This is a genomic window from Cyanobium sp. Aljojuca 7A6, assembly GCF_024346455.1.
Taxonomy (GTDB): domain Bacteria; phylum Cyanobacteriota; class Cyanobacteriia; order PCC-6307; family Cyanobiaceae; genus Cyanobium.
In genome coordinates, this window is the sequence record NZ_JAGQCY010000002.1 from 39,306 (window position 1) to 58,999 (window position 19,694).

General features: G+C 64.6%; 16 protein-coding genes and 1 pseudogene. 7 read left to right on the plus strand and 10 right to left on the minus strand.

Annotated elements, in window-relative coordinates; genetic code table 11:
* The first annotated feature begins 43 nt into the window (after positions 1-43).
* Complete coding sequence (gap, locus tag KBY95_RS01970; RefSeq protein ID WP_254963009.1) at positions 44-1,039, plus strand: type I glyceraldehyde-3-phosphate dehydrogenase; 996 nt, start codon at positions 44-46, stop codon at positions 1,037-1,039.
* A gap of 22 nt (positions 1,040-1,061) precedes the next feature.
* Here gap and KBY95_RS01975 read toward each other — a convergent pair whose 3' ends face one another.
* Positions 1,062-1,943: a hypothetical protein gene (locus tag KBY95_RS01975; protein ID WP_254963010.1), complete on the minus strand. Its 882-nt coding sequence runs from the start codon at positions 1,941-1,943 to the stop codon at positions 1,062-1,064.
* Between the two features lie 74 nt (positions 1,944-2,017).
* On the opposite strand from KBY95_RS01975, the gene mfd reads away from it, so the two are divergent.
* The 3 genes from mfd to KBY95_RS01990 all read left to right on the plus strand — a co-directional run bounded on the left by mfd (position 2,018) and on the right by KBY95_RS01990 (position 7,144).
* Positions 2,018-5,605, plus strand: coding sequence for a transcription-repair coupling factor (mfd, locus tag KBY95_RS01980; protein WP_254963011.1), 3,588 nt, complete (start codon positions 2,018-2,020; stop codon positions 5,603-5,605).
* 70 nt (positions 5,606-5,675) lie between these two features.
* Entirely contained in the window at positions 5,676-6,917 is a 1,242-nt protein-coding gene (locus KBY95_RS01985) for a hypothetical protein (protein WP_254963012.1), read from the plus strand.
* 59 nt (positions 6,918-6,976) lie between these two features.
* Positions 6,977-7,144, plus strand: a complete 168-nt coding sequence (locus tag KBY95_RS01990; protein ID WP_254963013.1) for a hypothetical protein — start codon at positions 6,977-6,979, stop codon at positions 7,142-7,144.
* 10 nt (positions 7,145-7,154) lie between these two features.
* On the opposite strand, the gene KBY95_RS01995 is transcribed toward KBY95_RS01990, so the two are convergent.
* The 4 genes from KBY95_RS01995 to KBY95_RS02010 all read right to left on the minus strand — a co-directional run bounded on the left by KBY95_RS01995 (position 7,155) and on the right by KBY95_RS02010 (position 10,764).
* On the minus strand, positions 7,155-7,403 hold the full coding sequence (locus tag KBY95_RS01995; RefSeq protein ID WP_254963014.1) for a DUF6737 family protein: 249 nt from the start codon (positions 7,401-7,403) through the stop codon (positions 7,155-7,157).
* On the minus strand, positions 7,390-8,721 hold the full coding sequence (locus tag KBY95_RS02000) for a S41 family peptidase (protein WP_254963264.1): 1,332 nt from the start codon (positions 8,719-8,721) through the stop codon (positions 7,390-7,392). The genes KBY95_RS01995 and KBY95_RS02000 overlap by 14 nt, the downstream gene beginning before the upstream one ends.
* Positions 8,722-8,790: 69 nt before the next feature.
* On the minus strand, positions 8,791-10,020 hold the full coding sequence (gene ispG, locus KBY95_RS02005) for a (E)-4-hydroxy-3-methylbut-2-enyl-diphosphate synthase (RefSeq protein WP_254963015.1): 1,230 nt from the start codon (positions 10,018-10,020) through the stop codon (positions 8,791-8,793).
* A 135-nt stretch (positions 10,021-10,155) separates the two neighbouring features.
* Complete coding sequence (locus tag KBY95_RS02010; protein WP_254963016.1) at positions 10,156-10,764, minus strand: uracil-DNA glycosylase family protein; 609 nt, start codon at positions 10,762-10,764, stop codon at positions 10,156-10,158.
* Positions 10,765-10,886: 122 nt separating this feature from the next.
* Between KBY95_RS02010 and KBY95_RS02015 the strand changes: the two genes are divergently transcribed.
* On the plus strand, positions 10,887-12,077 hold the full coding sequence (locus KBY95_RS02015; protein ID WP_254963017.1) for a pyridoxal phosphate-dependent aminotransferase: 1,191 nt from the start codon (positions 10,887-10,889) through the stop codon (positions 12,075-12,077).
* Between the two features lie 87 nt (positions 12,078-12,164).
* On the opposite strand, the gene KBY95_RS02020 is transcribed toward KBY95_RS02015, so the two are convergent.
* The 5 genes and pseudogenes from KBY95_RS02020 to KBY95_RS02040 all read right to left on the minus strand — a co-directional run bounded on the left by KBY95_RS02020 (position 12,165) and on the right by KBY95_RS02040 (position 17,645).
* Positions 12,165-13,469: a hypothetical protein gene (locus KBY95_RS02020; protein WP_254963018.1), complete on the minus strand. Its 1,305-nt coding sequence runs from the start codon at positions 13,467-13,469 to the stop codon at positions 12,165-12,167.
* A 44-nt stretch (positions 13,470-13,513) separates the two neighbouring features.
* Positions 13,514-14,662, minus strand: a complete 1,149-nt coding sequence (locus KBY95_RS02025; RefSeq protein WP_254963019.1) for a hypothetical protein — start codon at positions 14,660-14,662, stop codon at positions 13,514-13,516.
* 288 nt (positions 14,663-14,950) lie between these two features.
* A pseudogene (locus KBY95_RS02030) lies at positions 14,951-15,637 on the minus strand (PDZ domain-containing protein); the annotation flags it as partial.
* Between the two features lie 58 nt (positions 15,638-15,695).
* Positions 15,696-16,949 (minus strand): (E)-4-hydroxy-3-methylbut-2-enyl-diphosphate synthase, encoded by a 1,254-nt coding sequence (gene ispG, locus KBY95_RS02035; protein ID WP_254963020.1) that lies wholly within the window; start codon positions 16,947-16,949, stop codon positions 15,696-15,698.
* Between the two features lie 30 nt (positions 16,950-16,979).
* Entirely contained in the window at positions 16,980-17,645 is a 666-nt protein-coding gene (locus tag KBY95_RS02040) for a uracil-DNA glycosylase family protein (RefSeq protein WP_254963021.1), read from the minus strand.
* A 66-nt stretch (positions 17,646-17,711) separates the two neighbouring features.
* Here KBY95_RS02040 and KBY95_RS02045 point away from each other — a divergent pair, with 66 nt between their 5' ends.
* Positions 17,712-18,890, plus strand: coding sequence for a pyridoxal phosphate-dependent aminotransferase (locus tag KBY95_RS02045; RefSeq protein WP_254963266.1), 1,179 nt, complete (start codon positions 17,712-17,714; stop codon positions 18,888-18,890).
* Between the two features lie 23 nt (positions 18,891-18,913).
* On the plus strand, positions 18,914-19,600 hold the full coding sequence (locus KBY95_RS02050; protein WP_254963022.1) for a GDSL-type esterase/lipase family protein: 687 nt from the start codon (positions 18,914-18,916) through the stop codon (positions 19,598-19,600).
* Positions 19,601-19,694 lie beyond the last annotated feature (94 nt).

The window sequence follows — 19,694 nt, forward strand, 5'->3', positions numbered from 1 at the left end:
TGTGCCACGCTGAAGTTCCTGTTCTGACTCGGGAGACGCACCGGTGACCATCAGGATCGGCATCAACGGTTTTGGACGCATCGGACGTCTGGTCTTCCGCATCGCCTGCGGACGTGAAGACATCGAAGTGGTGGGCATCAACGACCTGATCGACGTTGATTACATCGCCTACATGCTTCGGTACGACTCCACCCACGGTCGCTTTGCCGGTGAGGTGGCCGTCGACGATGGCGCCCTGGTGGTGAACGGTCGCCGCATCCGCATCTCCGCCGAGCGCGATCCGGCTGCCCTGCGCTGGGGCGATGTCGGCGCCGACGTGGTGCTGGAATCCACCGGCCTGTTCCTGACCGACGAGCGGGCCCGGGCCCACATCAGCGCCGGTGCCGGCAAGGTGGTGCTGTCGGCCCCCTCCAAGGACGACACGCCGATGTTCGTGATGGGGGTGAACCACACCACCTATGCGGGGCAGGACATCGTCTCCAACGCCTCCTGCACCACCAACTGCCTGGCGCCGATGGCCAAGGTGCTGCACGACAACTTCGGCATCCGCGATGGCCTGATGACCACCGTGCATGCCACCACCGCCACCCAGAAGACCGTCGATGGCCCGTCGGTCAAGGACTGGCGCGGTGGCCGCGGTGCCGGCCAGAACATCATTCCCTCCTCCACCGGTGCCGCCAAAGCGGTGGGCAAAGTGATCCCGGCCCTGAGCGGCAAGCTCACCGGCATGGCCTTCCGGGTTCCCACCCCCAACGTCTCGGTGGTGGATCTGACCGTGAACCTGGAGCGGGGGGCCAGCTACGACGCCATCAAGGCCGCCATGCGCGCCGCCTCGGAAGGGCCGATGGCTGGCATCCTCGGCTACACGGAGGACGCGGTGGTCTCCACTGATTTCCTTGGCGAAACCTGCACCTCCATCTTTGATGCCTCGGCCGGCATCGCCCTCACCGACACCTTCGTGAAGGTGGTGGCCTGGTACGACAACGAGTGGGGCTACTCCAGCAAGTGTCTCGATCTCATCGCCCACATCTCCCGCTGAGGCCCCGGGCCGGGCTCGGCCTTCAGCCCGCCGATCGGGTCCGGCAATGGGTGCGGATCAGGGTGGTGCCGATCTCGAGCTGCCGCTGGTTGGCGTAGGCCTCCCGCTCCAGGGCCTTCTCCCAGTCGGAGGCTCCGGCGTAGAGGGGATCATCGAGATGCAGCCGCAGCTCCGGCGGGACCTCCTGGCCCAGGCCAAGGGTTCTGGGGACAGCGCGCAGGCCGCCGGCCGCGCAGCTCTGGGCCACGTGGATCGCCTCGTGGTTCAGCACCTGGGCGAAGTCCACCGTTCCCTTCTCCACCACGGCGGGCTTGATCCGCAGGGTGCGGGCGGCGTGATCCCATTCCCCAGCGGCCCCGGTCTTTCTGGGCTCCACCAGCTGGACCTGCACCCCCACCTCCTCCAGCACACTGAGCAGGTCGGCGATCGCCTGGAGTTTCTCGCCGTGGTCGGGGGGGGAGTCGATCAGGGCCTGCAGCTCGTCCACCGACAGCTCGGGTTCGCCGGCCCGCCGCCAGTAGAGAAAGCGGGTGCCACCTCCCGCCAGGGGCTCGGCGGTGGGAATCCACTGCCGGTCGGCCTCCTGGAGGCTGGCCAGCAGCCCGCCCTCGAGCAGGGCCCGTGGCCGCAGCCGTGGGTCAGGAGCCGGCTCGAATCGCTCCAGCAGGCGGGTGGTGACCTCAGGGGCCTGCTCGGGCAGGCTGCCGACCTGCTCCAGCAAGGCGGGGAAGGCGGCTCCCCCCAGTACCAGGGCTGCGACCCCGAGGGCCAGGCCCCAGGCGCGCCCATGGCGGCGCTTCGGCTCCAGCAGGTCGCCGCGGCGCCCGCAGCGGGGCACCCCCGAGAAGGGTTGCTCCAGCCTCAGGGGCCGATGGCGGCAGGTGGGACAGCGGAAGCGGGCCATCGCGGGGCGAACCGTCCCCCAGCATGGACGCAAACGGGTTGCGAAGATCAGCTTCGGTTTGATCTCGCCTCGCGATGCCCCTCCACGCCCTTGTGCGCCAGCTGCAGGCCGCCACCCTCACCGCTGAGGTGAGGGCGCGCTGCGAGCGGCCCGAGCGGCTGCGGCTGAGCGGGGCGGGACGGGCAGCGCGGGCGCTGGTGGCCAGTGCCCTGGCGGGCTGCGATGACGCCCCCCTGCTGGTGATCGTGCCCAGCCTCGAGGAGGCGGGGCGCTGGGCCTCCTTGCTGGAGCTGATGGGCTGGCCCCTGTGTCAGCTCTATCCCACCAGCGAGGGCTCCCCCTACGAACCCTTCGATCCCAGCAGCGAGATCACCTGGGGACAGTTGCAGGTGCTCGCCGAACTGGTCGGCGACGGGGACGGCGTCCCCGCCGCCAGCGGTGGTCGCTTCGCGGTGGTGGCCACCGAGCGGGCCCTCCAGCCCCACCTGCCGCCGCCGCCGCTGCTGGCGGCCCGTTGCCTCACCCTGCGCCGCGGCGACCGGCTGGATCTCGAGCAGCTGGCCCTCCGCCTGGCCGGCCTGGGCTACGAGAGGGTGCCGACGATAGAGCAGGAGGGCACCTGGAGCCGCCGGGGCGACATCGTTGACGTGTTTCCGGTCAGCGCCGAGCTGCCGGTGCGGCTGGAGCTCTTTGGTGAAGACCTTGAGAAGCTGCGGGAGTTTGATCCGGCCACCCAGCGTTCCCTTGATGTGATCGAGCGGGTGCGCCTTACCCCCACCAGCTACGCCCCCCTGATCGCCGAGGCCCTGCGGGAGCAGATGCCCGAGGGTCTGGAACGACTGCTGGAGCCCGCCGCCCTCGACCAGCTGCTCGACGGCGGCACCCCGGAGGGGATGCGGCGGCTGATGGGCCTGGCCTGGCCGCAGCCGGCCTCGCTGCTCGACTACCTGCCTGCCGGCACCCTGGTGGCGATCGATGAACGGCGCCAGTGCCTGGCCCATGGCCAGCAGTGGTTCGACCATGCCGCCGACCACCACGGCGAGGTGGTGAAGGCCGCCGAAGGCGAGCCGCCCCTGCCCCTGCCCGGCCTGCTGCACCGGCCGATCGCGTCGGCCATGGCGGACGTGGAAGCCTTCCCGGGCTTCGATCTGGTGGAGCTGCACGAAAGCGACCGCCATCCCAACGATCTCGATCTGGCCAGCCGGCCGGTGCCGGCCCACCCCAACCAGTTCGGCCGCCTGGCCGAGCAGATCAAGGGGCACCTGCGCGACAAGGCCCGGCTCTGGATCGTCTCCGCCCAACCGTCGCGGGCGGTGGCCCTGCTGGAGGAGCACGACTGCGTCACCCGTTTCGTGCCCAATGCCCGCGATTTTCCGGCCATTGAGCGGCTGGTGGAGCAGGCCACCCCGGTGGCCCTCAAGCTGCGCGGCACCGCCGAACTGGAGGGGTTCCAGCTGCCGGCCTGGAAGCTGGTGCTGTTCACCGACAGGGAGATCTTCGGCCAGCACAGCCTGGCGAGCGGCGGCTATGTCCGCCGGCGCCGCAAGGCGGCCAGCCGCACGGTGGACCCCAACAAGATGCTCCCCGGCGATTTCGTGGTGCACCGCAACCACGGCATCGGCCGCTTCCTGAAGCTGGAGAAGCTGGCCATCGGCGGTGAGGCCCGCGACTACCTGGTGGTGCAGTACGCCGACGGGCTGCTGCGGGTGGCCGCCGACCAGCTGGGCAGCCTGGGCCGCTACCGGGCCAGCAGCGACAGCCCGCCGGAGCTCAACCGCATGGGCGGCACGGCCTGGACCAAGGCCAAGGAGCGGGCCCGCAAGGCGGTGGCCAAGGTGGCGATGGATCTGGTCAAGCTCTACGCCGAGCGGCACCAGGCGCCGGGCTTCGCCTTCCCCGCCGATGGCCCCTGGCAGAGCGAACTGGAGGATTCCTTCCCCTACGACCCCACCCCCGACCAGCTCAAGGCGATCGTGGACGTCAAGCGCGACATGGAGCGGGACCAGCCGATGGACCGCTTGGTGTGCGGCGACGTGGGCTTCGGCAAGACGGAGGTGGCGATCCGGGCGATTTTCAAGGCTGTCACCGCCGGCAAGCAGTGCGCCCTGCTGGCCCCCACCACCGTGCTGGCCCAGCAGCACTGGCGCACCCTCAGCGAGCGCTTCGCCCCCTACCCGCTCAAGGTGGCCCTGCTCAACCGCTTCCGCACCGCCGCCGAGCGCAAGACGATCCTTGAGAGCCTGGCCAGCGGCGCCACCGACGTGGTGGTGGGCACCCACCAGCTGCTGGGCAAGGGCACGGGCTTCCGCCAGCTGGGGCTGCTGGTGGTGGACGAGGAGCAGCGCTTCGGTGTCAATCAGAAGGAAAAGATCAAGGCGCTGCGCAAGGACGTCGACGTGCTGACCCTGTCGGCCACCCCAATTCCGCGCACCCTGTACATGAGCCTCTCAGGGGTGCGGGAGATGAGCCTGATCACCACACCGCCGCCCCTGCGGCGCCCGATCAAGACCCACCTGGCCAGCCTGGATGAGGAGGCGGTGCGCAGCGCCATCCGCCAGGAACTCGACCGCGGCGGCCAGGTGTTCTACGTGGTACCGCGGGTGGAGGGCATCGAGGAGGTGGCGGGTCAGCTGCGGACGATGCTGCCGGGGTTGCGGCTGCAGGTGGCCCACGGCCAGATGCCGGAGGGCGAGCTGGAGAGCGCCATGGTGGCCTTCAACGCCGGCGAGGCTGACGTGATGCTCTGCACCACGATCATCGAGAGCGGCCTTGATATCCCCCGGGTGAACACGATCCTGGTGGAGGACGCCCACAAGTTCGGTCTGGCCCAGCTCTACCAGCTGCGGGGCCGGGTGGGCCGCAGCGGCATCCAGGCCCACGCCTGGTTGTTCTATCCGGGCGATGCCTCCCTGAGTGAGGCGGCTCGCCAGCGGCTGCGGGCGATCCAGGAGTTCGCCCAGCTGGGCTCCGGCTACCAGCTGGCCATGCGCGACATGGAGATCCGCGGCGTGGGCAATCTGCTGGGGGTGGAACAGAGCGGCCAGATGGAAGCGATCGGCTTCGATCTCTATATGGAGATGCTGCAGGACTGCCTGGCCGAGATCCAGGGCCAGGACATCCCGGCGGTGGACGAGACTCAGATCGACCTGCCGGTGACGGCCTTCATCCCGGCCGACTGGATCACCGAGGCCGACGAGAAGATGGCCGCCTACCGCGCCGCCGCAGAGTGTGGCGGCAAGGCGGCCCTGGTGGAGCTGGCCGCCGGCTGGACCGACCGCTACGGCCCGATTCCGGCGCCGGTGCAGAGCCTGCTGCAGCTGATGGAACTGAAGCTGCTGGCGCGCCGCTGCGGCTTCTCCCGCATCAAGCCGGAGAAACCCAACATCGCCCTGGAAACACCGATGGAGGAACCCGCCTTCCGCCGCCTGCGCCAGGCCCTGCCCCAGCACCTGCACGGCCGGCTGGTGTATCAGGGCGGCGCCGGCAGCACCGCCAAGGTGCTGGCCCGGGGCCTGGGGGCCCTGTCCCCCGCCCAGCAGGTGGAGCAGCTGATGGAGTGGCTGTCAGCCATGGCCGGCCAGATCCCCGAGGCCGACGGGCGCACCCCGGAGCAGCGGGCTGAGGAGCTGGCGGCGACGAACGCGGCGGTGCTGGTGGTGTGAGGGGGTGTTTGCGGTGACGCTTGAGCCCTGGGGTGCTTCTTGCTATCAGATGGTCTGTTCTGCCCAGCCGATGATCGATCTCGCCAGCTACCGGCCCAAGGGCGATAAGCGGAACACGTCGTTCTTCGAGGAGTTCCTGCCCCGCGTCTACGCCCGGCGGGCCAGCTCGGGACTGGAGCAGGTGGTGGGGCCGATGGCGGCGATCGTGATCCAGGTGGACCACGGCAACGGCCTGCCCTACCTGGCCGAGCTGGCGCTCACCGGCCCCTACCGCTACCAGGAGTGCTGGATCAACGCCACTCACCGCCTCTACCTGCTCAAGGGGGGCGAGGCCTTCCCGCGCCTGATCGTGCTGGAGCCGCTGTTTGATGATTTCGAGGATGAGGTGACGCGCTGGAACGCGATGTATCCCCTCTCGATCGACAAGCCCAACGCCCGCTACATCGGCGAGATCTTCCAGGTGTCCTGCTGCCACGATCTGCGCGCCATCCTTGAACCCCAGAACATCCGTTTTGCCTACCCAGGTGAGACCGCCAACCCCTTCTATGCCTCCAAGCATCTCTGCTTCACGTTTCTTTCCGATTACACCTACAACCGGGTCGGTTATGTGGACAGGCCCCTTGATGGCCTGGCGGCCCTGGATCTGGGCGATCAGGTGTTGCTTGATGCGGACGCCCTCGCGCCCCTGACCGATGCCGCCCGCCGCCACCGGGAGCACGGCCTGGAGGGCAAGATCCTGGGCATTGACCACCTGGCCACCAGGGTGCTGGCGGGTGAGCGGGAGGATGCCATCCTCGAATATCTGACGATGGTTCCTTATTACTACTGGGGCTCCTATGACATTGCCGAGATGAACTCCTCCACCAACGTCACGCGCCATCCCTCTGTGGGGGATGACAAGTTGTCTCCCGCCCGGGTGTTCACGGCCAACAACACCCCCTCCTACCTCAACTCCCTGGCCAACCTGCCCATGCCCACCGAAGATTTCGTGCGCAATTTCGGCCGGCGCATGCATCACATCGCCTACGAGGTGGCCGATGGTGACAGCAACGGTGAAAAGAATGTGGACGTGGTGGTGCGCACCTTGCGCGAGCTGGGCATCCCCTTCCTCGCCGACATGGTGGGGGAATGCGGCGAGCAGCCCAACCTGCGCCAGATCTTCTCGCGCAGCTCGGCCTACTCCCTGCTGATCACCGAGTACGTGGAGCGCTGCCTGGGCTACGACGGCTTCTTCACCCGCGAGAACGTGGCGGCCCTCACCGAGGCCGCGGGCCATGCGGAGCGCTACGAGCACGGCCACGTCTTCGACTGAACGGGCCACGGGAATGAGAAGGAACGTTAAGATGGCGACATCTTTCGTTACGTCGTGCCATGGGTGAGCTGATCGAGGTCGCGGGCGCCACCCAGAACCCCCTGCTCCTGCCGGCCTTCCTGGGGGTCCTCGGCGTTGGTTTCTTCGCCCTGTTCCAGTCCGATGCCGGCAACAACGACGACGACGACTCTTCACCCGGTGGTGGGCTGATGCAGCCGGTCGCCTGAGCCCTGGGGCTCAACCGCTGCTCCCACCGGCCTGCGACCGCTTCCAGGCCGCGGGCATCAGCACCAGAAACAGCAGCCACCAGGCGCCAATCACCAGCGAGACGCCTGCGGTGATCCACCAGAGCTGCAGCACCAGCCAGCTCGCCCCAACGATGGCCAGCCCCGTGAGCAGGATGCTCCAGGGCTGACACCACCATGGCTTGAGCTCCCAGACCGAGCCGGGCGTGGCGCTCGGCTCGTGCAGATCAGGGTTTGGCAAGGGCCGCCGGCAGGTTGGCACTGCCGGGCTCAAAGGCTTTTTGCAGCACCGTGCTGGCCTGCAGCTGTTTGCGCAGGGTGGATTCGGCCGCCCGGTACTGGCTGTCCCGGTTGGTGCCGATGTCCTCCAGCTTGAGGCGCTGCACCTCCTGCTCGGTCATCTTCACCGGCACGTCCGGGTTGATGCCGTGCTTGTGAATGTCCCGGTTGCGGGGCGTCAGGTACTTGGCGATGGTCACGGTCATGCCGGAGCCATCGGAGAGCCCCCGCACCGACTGCACCAGCCCCTTGCCGAAGGTCTTCTGACCCACCAGCACGGCACGGTTGTTGTCCTGCAGGGCGCCGGAGAGGATCTCGCTGGCGCTGGCTGAACCCTCGTTGACCAGCACCACCATCGGTTTGGTGGTCAGGGCCTGGCCGGTGGCCCGCTTGACGTCCTGGATGCCGTCGCGGGTCTTGGTGGAGACGATGATCCCCTCGTTGATCCACTGGCGGGCGATTTCGACGCTCGCCACCAGCAGCCCGCCGGGGTTGCTGCGCAGATCCAGCACGTAACCCTTGACACCCTGGGCCTCCAGGTCACGCACCGCCGCCCGCATGTCCTTGGTGGCGGTGGCGCTGAACTGCTTCAGGCGGATGTAGCCGATCTTGGTGCCGTCGGCGGCGGTATTCACCTGGTGGTTGACCGCGTGGATCTCGATCAGCTGCCGGGTGAGGGGGGTATCGAGGTTCTGGCCCTTGCGGCGCAGCACCAGATTCACCGTGGTGCCGGCCTTGCCGCGGATCAGCTTCACAGCGTCCTCGGTGCTCATCCCCTTGGTGCTCTTGCCGTCGATCGACACGATCACATCCTTGGGCTGCACACCCGCCCTTGAGGCCGGCGAGCCCTCGATCGGCGAGATCACCACCAGTTCCTTGGTCTCCTTGTCGACACTGAGCTGGATGCCCACCCCGGAGAGCTCTCCGGAGGTGTCGATCTGCATCTCCTTGAATTCCCGCGGATCCAGGAAGCGGGTGTAGGGATCGTCGAGGGTGCCGAGCATGCCGCGGATGCCCTCATAGGCATCCTTGGGGGTGGTGTAGCTCTTGGACAGAACGCTGCGGCGCAGCTTGCGCCACTGTTCCGGCGTGTATTTGCCAGTGGTGTCCAGGTAGTCGCGGAAGACGATCTGCCAGGCCTGGTCCATCACCTCCTTGGGGCTGTCGCTGATCGATACGGTTCCGGTGGGGGTCAGCACCATTTCCCTGGCCATCACCGCGGTGGCGGCACAGGCACCGAGACCAACCAGCACCACGACCGTGGCGCGAGCTCTTCCCATGGTGGGGATCCTCAAGGAGTCTGAAAGGTTGCTCCAACGTAGCGCCGCTGACGGGGCAAGGCCCCCCGTTCAGGGGTCGACCCAGCGACCGTCCTCCTTGATCAGGGCGATCAGCGCCTCCACCCCTTCCGCCTCCGGCACCCGGCGGATTTCATCCCGCCCGCGGTACAGGGAAATGGTGCCGGGGGTCTTGCCCACATAGCCGTAGTCGGCATCGGCCATCTCGCCGGGGCCGTTGACGATGCACCCCATCACGGCGATGTCCAGACCGGTGAGGTGGGAAGTGGCGTTGCGCACCTTATGCAGCACCTCCTCGAGGTTGAACAGGGTGCGACCGCAGCTGGGGCAGGCCACGTATTCCACCATCGTCTTGCGCAGGCCCAGGGCCTGCAAAATCGAATAGCAGACAGGAATCTCCCGCTCGGGGGCCTCGGTGAGCGAAACCCGGATGGTGTCCCCGAGCCCCTCGGCCAGCAAGGGGGCAATGCCGGCGGTACTTTTAATTCGGCCGTAATCGCCATCGCCCGCCTCGGTGACGCCCAGGTGCAGGGGGTAGGGGAAGCCCTCGGCGTCCATGCGGTCCGCCATCATCCGGTAGGCGGCCATCATCACTGGGGCCCGCGAAGCCTTCATCGAAACCACGATGTTGTGGAAGTCGAGTCGGTCGCAGATGCGGATGAATTCCAGGGCGCTCTCTACCATGCCCAAGGGCGTGTCGCCGTAACAAAACAGCATCCGCTCAGCCAGGGAGCCATGGTTGACGCCAATGCGCAGGGCCTTGTCCTGCTGCTTGAGCAGCTGAACCAGCGGTCTAAACGTTTCAGAGATGCGCTCACCTATGGCGGCGACCTCCTCGGGGCTGAATTCGGTGCGGTTGGGGTCGGGCTTGTCGAACACAAACAGCCCCGGGTTGATCCGCACCTTGTCGACGTGCTGGGCCACCTCCAGGGCAATCTTCATGCCGTTGTGGTGCACATCCGCCACAAGCGGCACCGGCTGGTAGGTGTCTTCTAGGCGCTGGCGGATTTCCTTTACCGCCTTGGCGTGGGCCAGGGAGGGCACCGTGAGCCGCACGATTTCACAGCCGACTTCATGCAGCCGCCGGATGCCGGCGGTGGCCCCTTCGATATCGAGGGTGTCCTCGTTGATCATCGACTGCACCACCACCGGATGGTCGCTGCCGATCCAGATATCTCCCACCCGCACGCTGCGGGTCTGGCGCCGGTGAATCACGGTGTCGTAGCGAGCCGGAGTGTCGTAGGGAGCCACGCTGTCGTAGGAAGCCGGGGTGCCGGTCATGGCTGGGTGAAGCGGGGGCCGGGAAGGGCAAAGCCTGTCACAAAAGCCGCTCAAGCGACGAGGTTGTCAAACGGATTGAGCAGTTCAGCAAGGCGGGCGGGGTGGCTGACCAGAAAATGATCGGCCCCGATCCCCTCAGAGGGCCAGCAGGGACCGGCGTACCTCCTGGAAGTCGGCTGCCGTCAACGCGCGGGGCGAGCCCTGGGCCTGCGAGTTAAAGCGCAGCAGATAGGAGGGATGCAGAACCGGCATCAGGCGGCGGCCCCGCAATATTTCTATCTCGCTGGCGCGCCACTGGCCCCGCAAGCTCGTGATGCCGCCCTTAATACCCAGCACCCCCTCCAGCGCCGTGGCCCCCAGCAGCAGGATCACGGCCGGATTCACTAATGTGATCTGATGATTTAGCCAGGGACGGCAGGCGGCCATCTCCGCCGCCGTGGGCTTGCGGTTGCCGGGGGGACGGCACTTCACCACATTGGCCACGTAGGCATCTCGGTTGCTGTCGATGCCAGCTGCAGCCAGCTGCTGATCGAGCAGCTGGCCGGAGCGACCCACAAAGGGCAAGCCAGCACTGTCTTCCTGAGCGCCGGGTCCCTCGCCGATCAACATCAGCCGGGCGGCGGGATTGCCCCGACTCACCACCACCTGCTGCCTCTCCGCGGCCAGATCACAGCGGCGACAGGCTGCGCAATCGAGCAGCAACTGCCCCAGGGGATCGGGCGCTGCAGGGGTAGATGTCGTCACGGCAAAACCATCAACGTGTAACTAGCTGGCCATTTCGTGCCCCTTTGAACCGTACGCGGCAAATCCGTAAGGCAGGATGCCAGCAAGTGCTGAAGCCGCGCGTCCTGATGCCGGACACAGGGATGAACGCCGCGCCCACCACCACTCCGGCCCTCTCTGCCCGGGCCCGGGCCCTCCAGCCCTCCCTCACCCTGGCCATTGCCGCCCGAGCCAAGGCCCTCAAGGCCGATGGACAGGACATCTGCAGCCTCAGCGCCGGCGAGCCTGATTTCGACACCCCGGCCTTCATCCGCCAGGCAGCCACGGCTGCTCTGGAGGCAGGCCACACCCGCTACGGCCCGGCCGCCGGAGAGCCTGCCCTGCGCGATGCGATAGCCGCCAAGCTCAGCACTGAAAACGGCATACCGACCAGCGACCGGCAGGTGCTGGTCACCAACGGCGGCAAGCAGGCGCTCTACAACCTGTTCCAGGTGCTGCTCGAGCCGGGCGACGAGCTGCTGCTGCCGGCGCCCTACTGGCTCAGCTATCCAGAGATCGCCAAGCTGGCCGGCGCCACGGTGACCATGCTGCCGAGCTCAGCGGCCCAAGGCTTCCGCCTTGATCCGGCCCAACTGGAGGCAGCCATCACTCCAGCCAGCAAGTTGCTTGTGCTCAACAGCCCCGGCAATCCCACCGGCATGGTGCTGAGCCGGCCGGAGCTGGAGGCGATTGCCGCCGTGCTGCGCCGCCATCCCCAGGTGGCCGTGGTGTGCGATGAGATTTACGAATTCCTGCTAGCCAAAGGCCACGCCCACCACAGCTTTGGAGCCGTGGCGCCAGACCTGGCCGATCGCGTCTTCACGGTGAATGGCTTCGCCAAGGGCTGGGCCATGACCGGCTGGCGCATCGGCTGGCTGGCCGGCCCCCAGCCAGTGGTGGCCGCCGCCAGCGCCCTGCAGAGCCAGAGCACCAGCAACGTTTGCAGCTTTGCCCAGTTCGGCGCCCTGGCTGCGATCGAAGCGCCCCGCGACTGCGTGCACGCCATGGCGGCCGAATTCAACGGGCGCCGCAGCCTGCTTACGGAGGGCCTCATGGCCATGGAGGGCCTGAAACTCATGGCTCCAGAAGGGGCGTTCTATGCGTTCCCGGATGTGAGCCACTTCGGGCTGGATTCGATGACCCTCTGCAACCGCCTCCTCGACGAGGTGGGGCTGGCTGTCGTGCCGGGGGTGGCCTTTGGCGATGACCGCTGCATTCGTCTCTCCTGTGCCGCGTCACCTGCCACGATCGAGGATGGTCTCGAGCGCCTCCAGCGCTTTTTGGTCTCCCTCTAGGAGGCTGCTTAAAATGTGAGGCGCCTTAGGGAGCATTGGGCCCACGGCACTTGACGAATGCGCGGCCAGCAGGAACGAACCTGGCCCTCAGGAATCTGCAAGATCAGTCTTTGCTGACATTGGTAGCAAATAAAAGGATGGCAAGAGTTCGTTTTTTTCGATCACCTTGACAACACCCGTTCCGTAATTCTCATTGGTGGAATTCCCGGCCAGGAATTCAAAGGGAATTGCAGGTGGCTGCAGCATTCTCTGGCTGATCAGAAAAAGAACAATAAGTATGGCGGATAGGCCCGAAATATTCCAGAACGTCAGCATGTTCTCGGCTTTCCATGCAGGTGCGATAGCCTTGCCTTCACGCTTGAGTTCGGAGCGGTGTTTGTAAAAGCGGAACAGCCACACAAGCAGGGCGCTGTTGATGGTGATTGCAATATAATCGATCAAAAACCAGATATCACTGAAAACGAGATAATCGACAGAAGGCCGAAAAACTCGGGAGGCGAAATAAAGGCTGACCGCTGAAAGTAGACCTGAGGCTCCAAAGCGGCTGGCTGGACTGCTTTCTCTCCAATGAAAGCCAATGACAGTCGTGGCAAAGATCAGCAGCAGCGGGGTGATAATCATCCACAGCGCAACTGGCGTACGCCTCACAAGATGGAAAGAAACAGATGTCGTAAAGTAATCATGCTCTAAGCCTGCCTGAACCTGATCGGGAGAGAGATTTTTCTCGCTGAGCTGAAGGCTGGGATGTTCAGGAAGGATTGCATATATCAGATTAGAATTATCCTTTCTGCCCACGGTAGCAAAATTAATACTGAAGTCCGAGCTGCTACTGTCCAATAAAAATGAAGGCGAGAACTGAACCTTGAAGGTCTCAATATCGATGTTACTGGTGAATTGACTATAATCGATTCCATTGGGTTGCAAGATGATCTTGACCCAATGTTGGTCGAATGGGTAATTAAAGAAAGTGTCGCGCTCTTCAGCTTCTAATTCAAAGCTAGAACCCCAGATTCTGCGATCGCCACTGACCGCGTTGAAGGTGCTCTGCCAGCCACTGAATTTACAGCTACTGCTGCGCTCGCGACAGCCGATCGAAAGTTTACTCGGATCCCAGTCAGGGTAGGCGGCTGGAAGCCAATTCAGGTTGAGCCAGCCGCGGATAAGGTACTTGTTTGGGGCATCAAGATTGGAATCCAGGCTGTTGATTTGTAGCGCCGCGAATATCATTTTCGCATCGGCTGCACAACGATTAAAACGCTGACAGTTCGGATCAACGTTGGCCAGAAACTGTTCGATCCTTGGAGGTGGTGGTGCTGTCTCGTTCGTCCTCGCCGATGCCACTGTTGACCACGTCGAAAAGACAATCAGACTGATGGTTGCCAGGGCAACCAAGAATGATTCAACTACCCGATGCCTGCTACTCCTGTTCATAATTGTCATGGCTTGGTTGACTGTGCGGGTTGATTGGTCGGATTGAGCAGCACTTGGTAGCCACTGCATAGCGGCTGGGATCCTTTGTATGAACGGCTGCGGTTCTCACGCAGTTGCTCAAGTGCTTGGCTGATCTCGTTTTGACGGAGTGGTATGAAATTATTCTCGTACATTAATTGTTGATTATTGTTCATGATGTAATCAGCGAAATTAAACATAAAGCAGGAATTAGGATTTTCCGAATTGATATATAGGTAAACAGTCCGAATCAATCTTTTTGGGTATTTCTCAAGATCCTCGGGCTCTGGTTTGATGAGATTTCCGTTACGTCTGATCTGTATGGGCAGCAGTCTAAATTGAGCCCCTCGCAGCAAAGAAGACAGGCTTGGCGACGTTGGTGAAAATAGTAGATTATCTGGGTGATCTGAAACATTCATGAAGCCTCGGTCGTAATCCGCTGCGAGTAAATATTGGCTTGGTGGCGTGATCCCAAGGATCCGGAGATCATTCTTGAAATCTGTCTGGGAACTGAACACCCATCGAATTGGACGTCTTGGCCAGGCAGGGTTGATCTCACTCCAGGTGATCTGCCTCCGCTTGAGTGAGAGCTCAGCGAGGACATCGAGCGGGATGGCTGTAGCAAAGTTATTGCTTTTGGGCACAACAAAACCTCTTATAGTGTAACCAATAGGTATCCGAAAAGAATTAAATTTTCCGGCGCATGGAGCAGCCGCTTCTTCTATTTCTTGTTGACGGATTATAACTGCTCCAAGGTATGGATTATTGGCGATGCAGTATTTTTCTATGGTCGTTAGCGTGGGAGCCGTGAAATAGCCAAGAGAGGTGAGTTTGCCTCGAAAAATTTCAGGTGATGACCTGGAATTAACGGTTGTTAAAAATTTCCAATAGCTGTTTAGAATCAACGGACGAGGCAATTCAGATCCGAGAATTGCGAGATACACATTGGCAAGGCTTTGATCATATGCTGTCTGAATTTCCTGCTTGCTCGAAGCGGAATCACCCGCAGCGTATCTGGTGACAAATGGGTTGATATTATTGTTTGATGGCTTTGTACATCCCTGCAGCGAGACCGGCAGCAGGCAGATTACTGCCCATAACAGTTTCTTGGTTCTCTGTCGACTGGTGATTGCCATAGCAAGGCTGAGTTGTGCCAATTTCTGTAAGCTGCTGAAAGAGTCAGCCGCCTATGAGTGAATGGCAAAAGCCAACTGACTTTATGCGCTGCCAGCAGAAAGCACAAGTCCTGAATCGGCTCAACCCCCACCTCTGCTGGTTTTACCCGGAGGGTGGTCAGCCCTCATTCCCACCAGAAAATGCTGGTTGCCCACAAGGCACAAGACCTTGGGGATTTCATGGCTGACCTACGCATCAGCAGGACCACCCCGCACATAGCTCAAAACATCCAGGCTCGCCGCAGCTTGGCGATTGTAGCCCACCTTGACGCCATCTGGGCTGGTATTGATCTGATGATCTACGGCGTGGAGCTCAATGCGTTCGCGGGTGAGGGGCACCTGCAGGCTCTGACCCTTGCGCTGCAGGGTGAGGGTTACGGAGGTACCAGCCTGGCCGCGGATCAACTTGACCGCATCTTCGGTACTCATGCCCTTGGTGCTCTTGCCATCAATCGCCGTGATCACATCCTTGGGCTGCACGCCGGCCCGAGAAGCAGGTGAACCATCAATGGGGGAAACCACCACAAGGTTCTTGGTTTCCTTGTCGAGGCTCAGCTGGATGCCCACCCCGGATAGTTCCCCGGAGGTGTCGATCTGCATCTCCTTGAATTCCCGCGGATCCAAAAAGCGGGTGTAGGGATCGTCGAGGCTGGCGAGCATGCCCCGAATCGATTCATAGGCTTCCTTGGAGCTGCCGTAGCTCTTGGCCAGCACATCGCGGCGCAGCTGGCGCCATTGCTCCGGCTTGTATTTGCCGTTGATATCCAGGTAGTCGCGGAAGACGATCTGCCAGGTCTGGTCGATCACCTCCTTGGGGCTGTCGCTGATCCGCGACGAAGCACCCGGTGACGTCACCACTTCCCTGGCCACGACCGCGGTGGCAGCACAGGCACCAATGCCTACCAGCACAAGCAGGCTGGTGCGGGGGCTGGCCATCTGTAAGAGCGGAACAGGCCGGGTAAAGACGCTTTCAAACTAGCGCCGGTAACCGACCTCAGGGCTCCACCCAGCGACCATCCTCCCGAATCAAAGCAATCAGGGCCCCGACCCCCTCCGCTTCCGGCACCCGACGAATCTCCTCGCGGCCCCGGTAGAGGGAAATGGTGCCAGGAATCTTGCCCACATAGCCGTAGTCGGCATCGGCCATTTCGCCCGGCCCATTGACAATGCAGCCCATCACGGCGATGTCCAGACCGGTGAGGTGGGAAGTGGCGTTGCGCACCTTATGCAGCACCTCCTCGAGGTTGAACAGGGTGCGACCGCAGCTGGGGCAGGCCACGTATTCCACCATCGTCTTGCGCAGGCCCAGGGCCTGCAAAATCGAATAGCAGACAGGAATCTCCCGCTCGGGGGCCTCGGTGAGCGAAACCCGGATGGTGTCCCCGAGCCCCTCGGCCAGCAAGGGGGCAATGCCGGCGGTACTTTTAATTCGGCCGTAATCGCCATCGCCCGCCTCGGTGACGCCCAGGTGCAGGGGGTAGGGGAAGCCCTCGGCGTCCATGCGGTCCGCCATCATCCGGTAGGCGGCCATCATCACTGGGGCCCGCGAAGCCTTCATCGAAACCACGATGTTGTGGAAGTCGAGTCGGTCGCAGATGCGGATGAATTCCAGGGCGCTCTCTACCATGCCCAAGGGCGTGTCGCCGTAACAAAACAGCATCCGCTCAGCCAGGGAGCCATGGTTGACGCCAATGCGCAGGGCCTTGTCCTGCTGCTTGAGCAGGCTCACCAAGGGCTCGAGGGTGGTCTGGATGCGCGCCCCGATTGCTGCCACCTCCTCCGCGGTGAACTCCGTACGGTTGGGATCGGGCTTGTCGAACACGTAGAGGCCCGGGTTGATGCGCACCTTGTCGACGTGCTGGGCCACCTCCAGGGCGATCTTCATGCCGTTGTGGTGCACGTCTGCCACCAGGGGCACGGGCTGGTAGCTGTCCTCCAGCCGCTGGCGGATCTCCTTCACCGCCTTGGCGTGGGCCAGGCTCGGCACGGTGAGGCGCACGATCTCGCAGCCCGCCTCGTGCAACCGGCGGATGCCGGCGGTGGCTCCCTCCACATCGAGGGTGTCCTCATTGATCATCGATTGCACCACCACCGGGTGCTCGCTGCCCACCCACATGGCGCCGACCCGGACGCTGCGGGTGCGGCGGCGACGGATCACCGTCTCGAAGCGGGGATCACTGGCCCAGTCGGCCGGGAGTGGGGCGGTCCCCGGGGCGGTGGTGGTGGCTGTGGCCAGGCTGCCGGTCATCTCGCGTGGGCCGGTGGTGGCCAAAGCCTGTCACAAAGTCGGTGACGGCGGCTGGTCCTGCTCCAGCCGCCGCTGCACCTCCTTGAGGTCCTGCCAGGTGAGCCATTTGGGCGAACCCTGCTCCCGTGAGGGATTGCGAAGCAGATAGGAGGGGTGGAACACCGGCATCACCCAGCGGCCCTGCCAGGGATGCCATTGGCCGCGGAGCTTGGAGATGCCCCCCTTGATGCCGAGCACCCCTTCCAGGGCCGTGGCACCGGTGAGCAGCACCACGGCAGGATCCACCTCGGCGATCTGAAGGGCGAGCCAGGGGGCACAGGCCGCCATCTCCTGGGCCGTCGGTTTGCGGTTGTCGGGGGGGCGGCACTTCACGACGTTGCAGACATAGGCGTCGTGCTCGCTGTCCAGTCCCACGCTGGCCAGCATCTGGTCGAGCAGCTGGCCAGCCCGTCCCACGAACGGCCGGCCGCTGGCATCCTCCTGGGCCCCGGGTCCTTCGCCGATCACCATCAGCCGAGCCGACGGATCGCCCCGGCTGATCACCACCTGCTGGCGCCCCGCGGCCAGGTCGCAGCGGCGGCATGTCTGGCAGCTGCCCTGCAATCCTTCTAGGCCGGGCCTGTCGCCGGCGGCGAGAGCCTCACCGAGAAGTGACGGTTGCAGGGGATCGCCAGCCATCACGCCATTCTTGGCCATGGCCGCGGGGCGTAGGGCAAGATGGCCGGATTGCCGAATCGCGCCCTCCAGACGCCGCTCACCGCCATGCCGGCCCCGTTGTCGCTCTCCGCCCGGGCGCAGGCGTTGCAGCCATCGCTCACCCTCGCCATCACCGCCAAGGCCCGTGAGTTGCGCACAGGCGGCAAGGACATCTGCAGCCTCAGCGCCGGTGAGCCCGATTTCGACACCCCCGCCTTCATCCGCCGGGCGGCGGCCGAGGCCCTTGAGGCCGGCCACACCCGCTACGGACCGGTGGCCGGCGAACCCCAGCTGCGCCAGGCGATCGCCGCCAAGCTGAGCCAGGAGAACGGGGTTCCCACCCGGGCCGACCAGGTGCTGGTGACCAACGGCGGCAAGCAGGCCCTCTACAACCTGTTCCAGGTTCTGCTCGATCCCGGCGACGAGGTGCTGCTGCCAGCGCCCTACTGGCTGAGCTACCCGGAAATGGCCCAGCTGGCCGGAGCCAGCGTTCGCTGCCTGACGAGCGACGCCAGCGGCGGCTTCCGCTTCAGCCCCGAGCAACTGGAGGCGGCGATCACACCCGCCAGCCGGCTGCTGGTGCTCAACAGCCCCTCCAATCCCACTGGCATGGTGCTCAGCCGCGCCGAACTGGAGGCGATCGCCGCCGTACTGCGCCGCCACCCGGCCCTGGCGGTGGTCTGCGACGAGATTTACGAGATGCTGCTCTCCCCAGGGCACGTGCACCACAGCCTGGCGGCGGTGGCCCCCGACCTGGCCGGGCGGATCTTCATCGTCAATGGCTTCGCCAAGGGTTGGGCCATGACGGGCTGGCGCATCGGCTGGCTGGCGGGGGCCTCGAATGTGGTGGCTGCCGCCAGCGCCCTGCAGAGCCAGAGCACCAGCAACGTCTGCACCTTCGCCCAGTACGGCGCCCTGGCCGCCATCAGCGGTTCGCGGGACTGCGTCCAGGAGATGGCGGCCGAGTTCAGCCGACGGCGCACCCGGCTCAGCGACGGTCTGATGGCGATCCAGGGCCTGGAACTGCTGGCCCCGGAAGGAGCCTTTTACGCCTTCCCGGATGTGAGCGCCTGGGGCCTCGATTCGATGACCCTCTGCGGCCGGCTGCTGGAGGAGGTGGGCCTGGCCGTGGTGCCCGGGGCCGCCTTCGGCGATGACCGCTGCATCCGCCTGTCCTGTGCGGCCTCCCCCGCCACGATCGATGACGGTCTGGATCGGCTGCGGCGCTTCGGCGCGAGCCTCTGAGCGCCCCGCTGGATGTTCGCTCCATGACGGGCCCATCGCTGCAGGTCCCCAGGAAGCTGGTGGTGCTGGGTGACAGCGGGGTGTACGGCTGGGGTGATCCGGAGCAGGGGGGCTGGTGCGAGCGCCTGCGCCGCCATTGGATGGATCTGCCCCAGGGGCCTGTCCTCTATGGCCTGGGGGTGCGCGGCGACGGACTGGAGCGGTTGGCCGCCCGGGCCGAGGCGGAAGTGAGCTGCCGGGGTGAGTTGCGCCGCCAGCGCCCCCAGGGGATCCTGCTGTCGATCGGCCTCAACGACACGGCCCGGGTGGGGCGAACCGACGGCCGCTTCCAGTTGGCGCCTGAAGCCTTCCTGTTCGGCCTGCAGCAGATGTTGCCCCGGTTGCAGGCCATCGCGCCGGTGTTCGTGCTGGGCCTCACGCCGGTGGACGAGGCCGTGATGCCCTTCGCCGAGATGCTCTGGTATGACCTGGCCAGCGTGCGGCTCTACGAAGGCCTGCTGGAGGAAGCCTGCATGGAGGCGGATGTGCCGTTCCTGCCCCTGCTCGATGGCCTGCTGGCCGACCCGCACTGGCTGCAATGGTTGTGCAGCGACGGCCTGCATCTCAATGGCGACGGCCACGGACAGCTCTACCGGCGGCTTCGCTCCTGGAGCCCCCTGCTGCACTGGGCCGAGCTGGATCCCCACAGCAGCGTGACAGCGGCGTTGTGATCGCGGCGCACTGATCGCGGCGTACGGCTCGTTGCACCCTGCTGACCTTGATGGCATCACCCGATCGGAGGAAGGGAACTCCCCCCATCCGGTG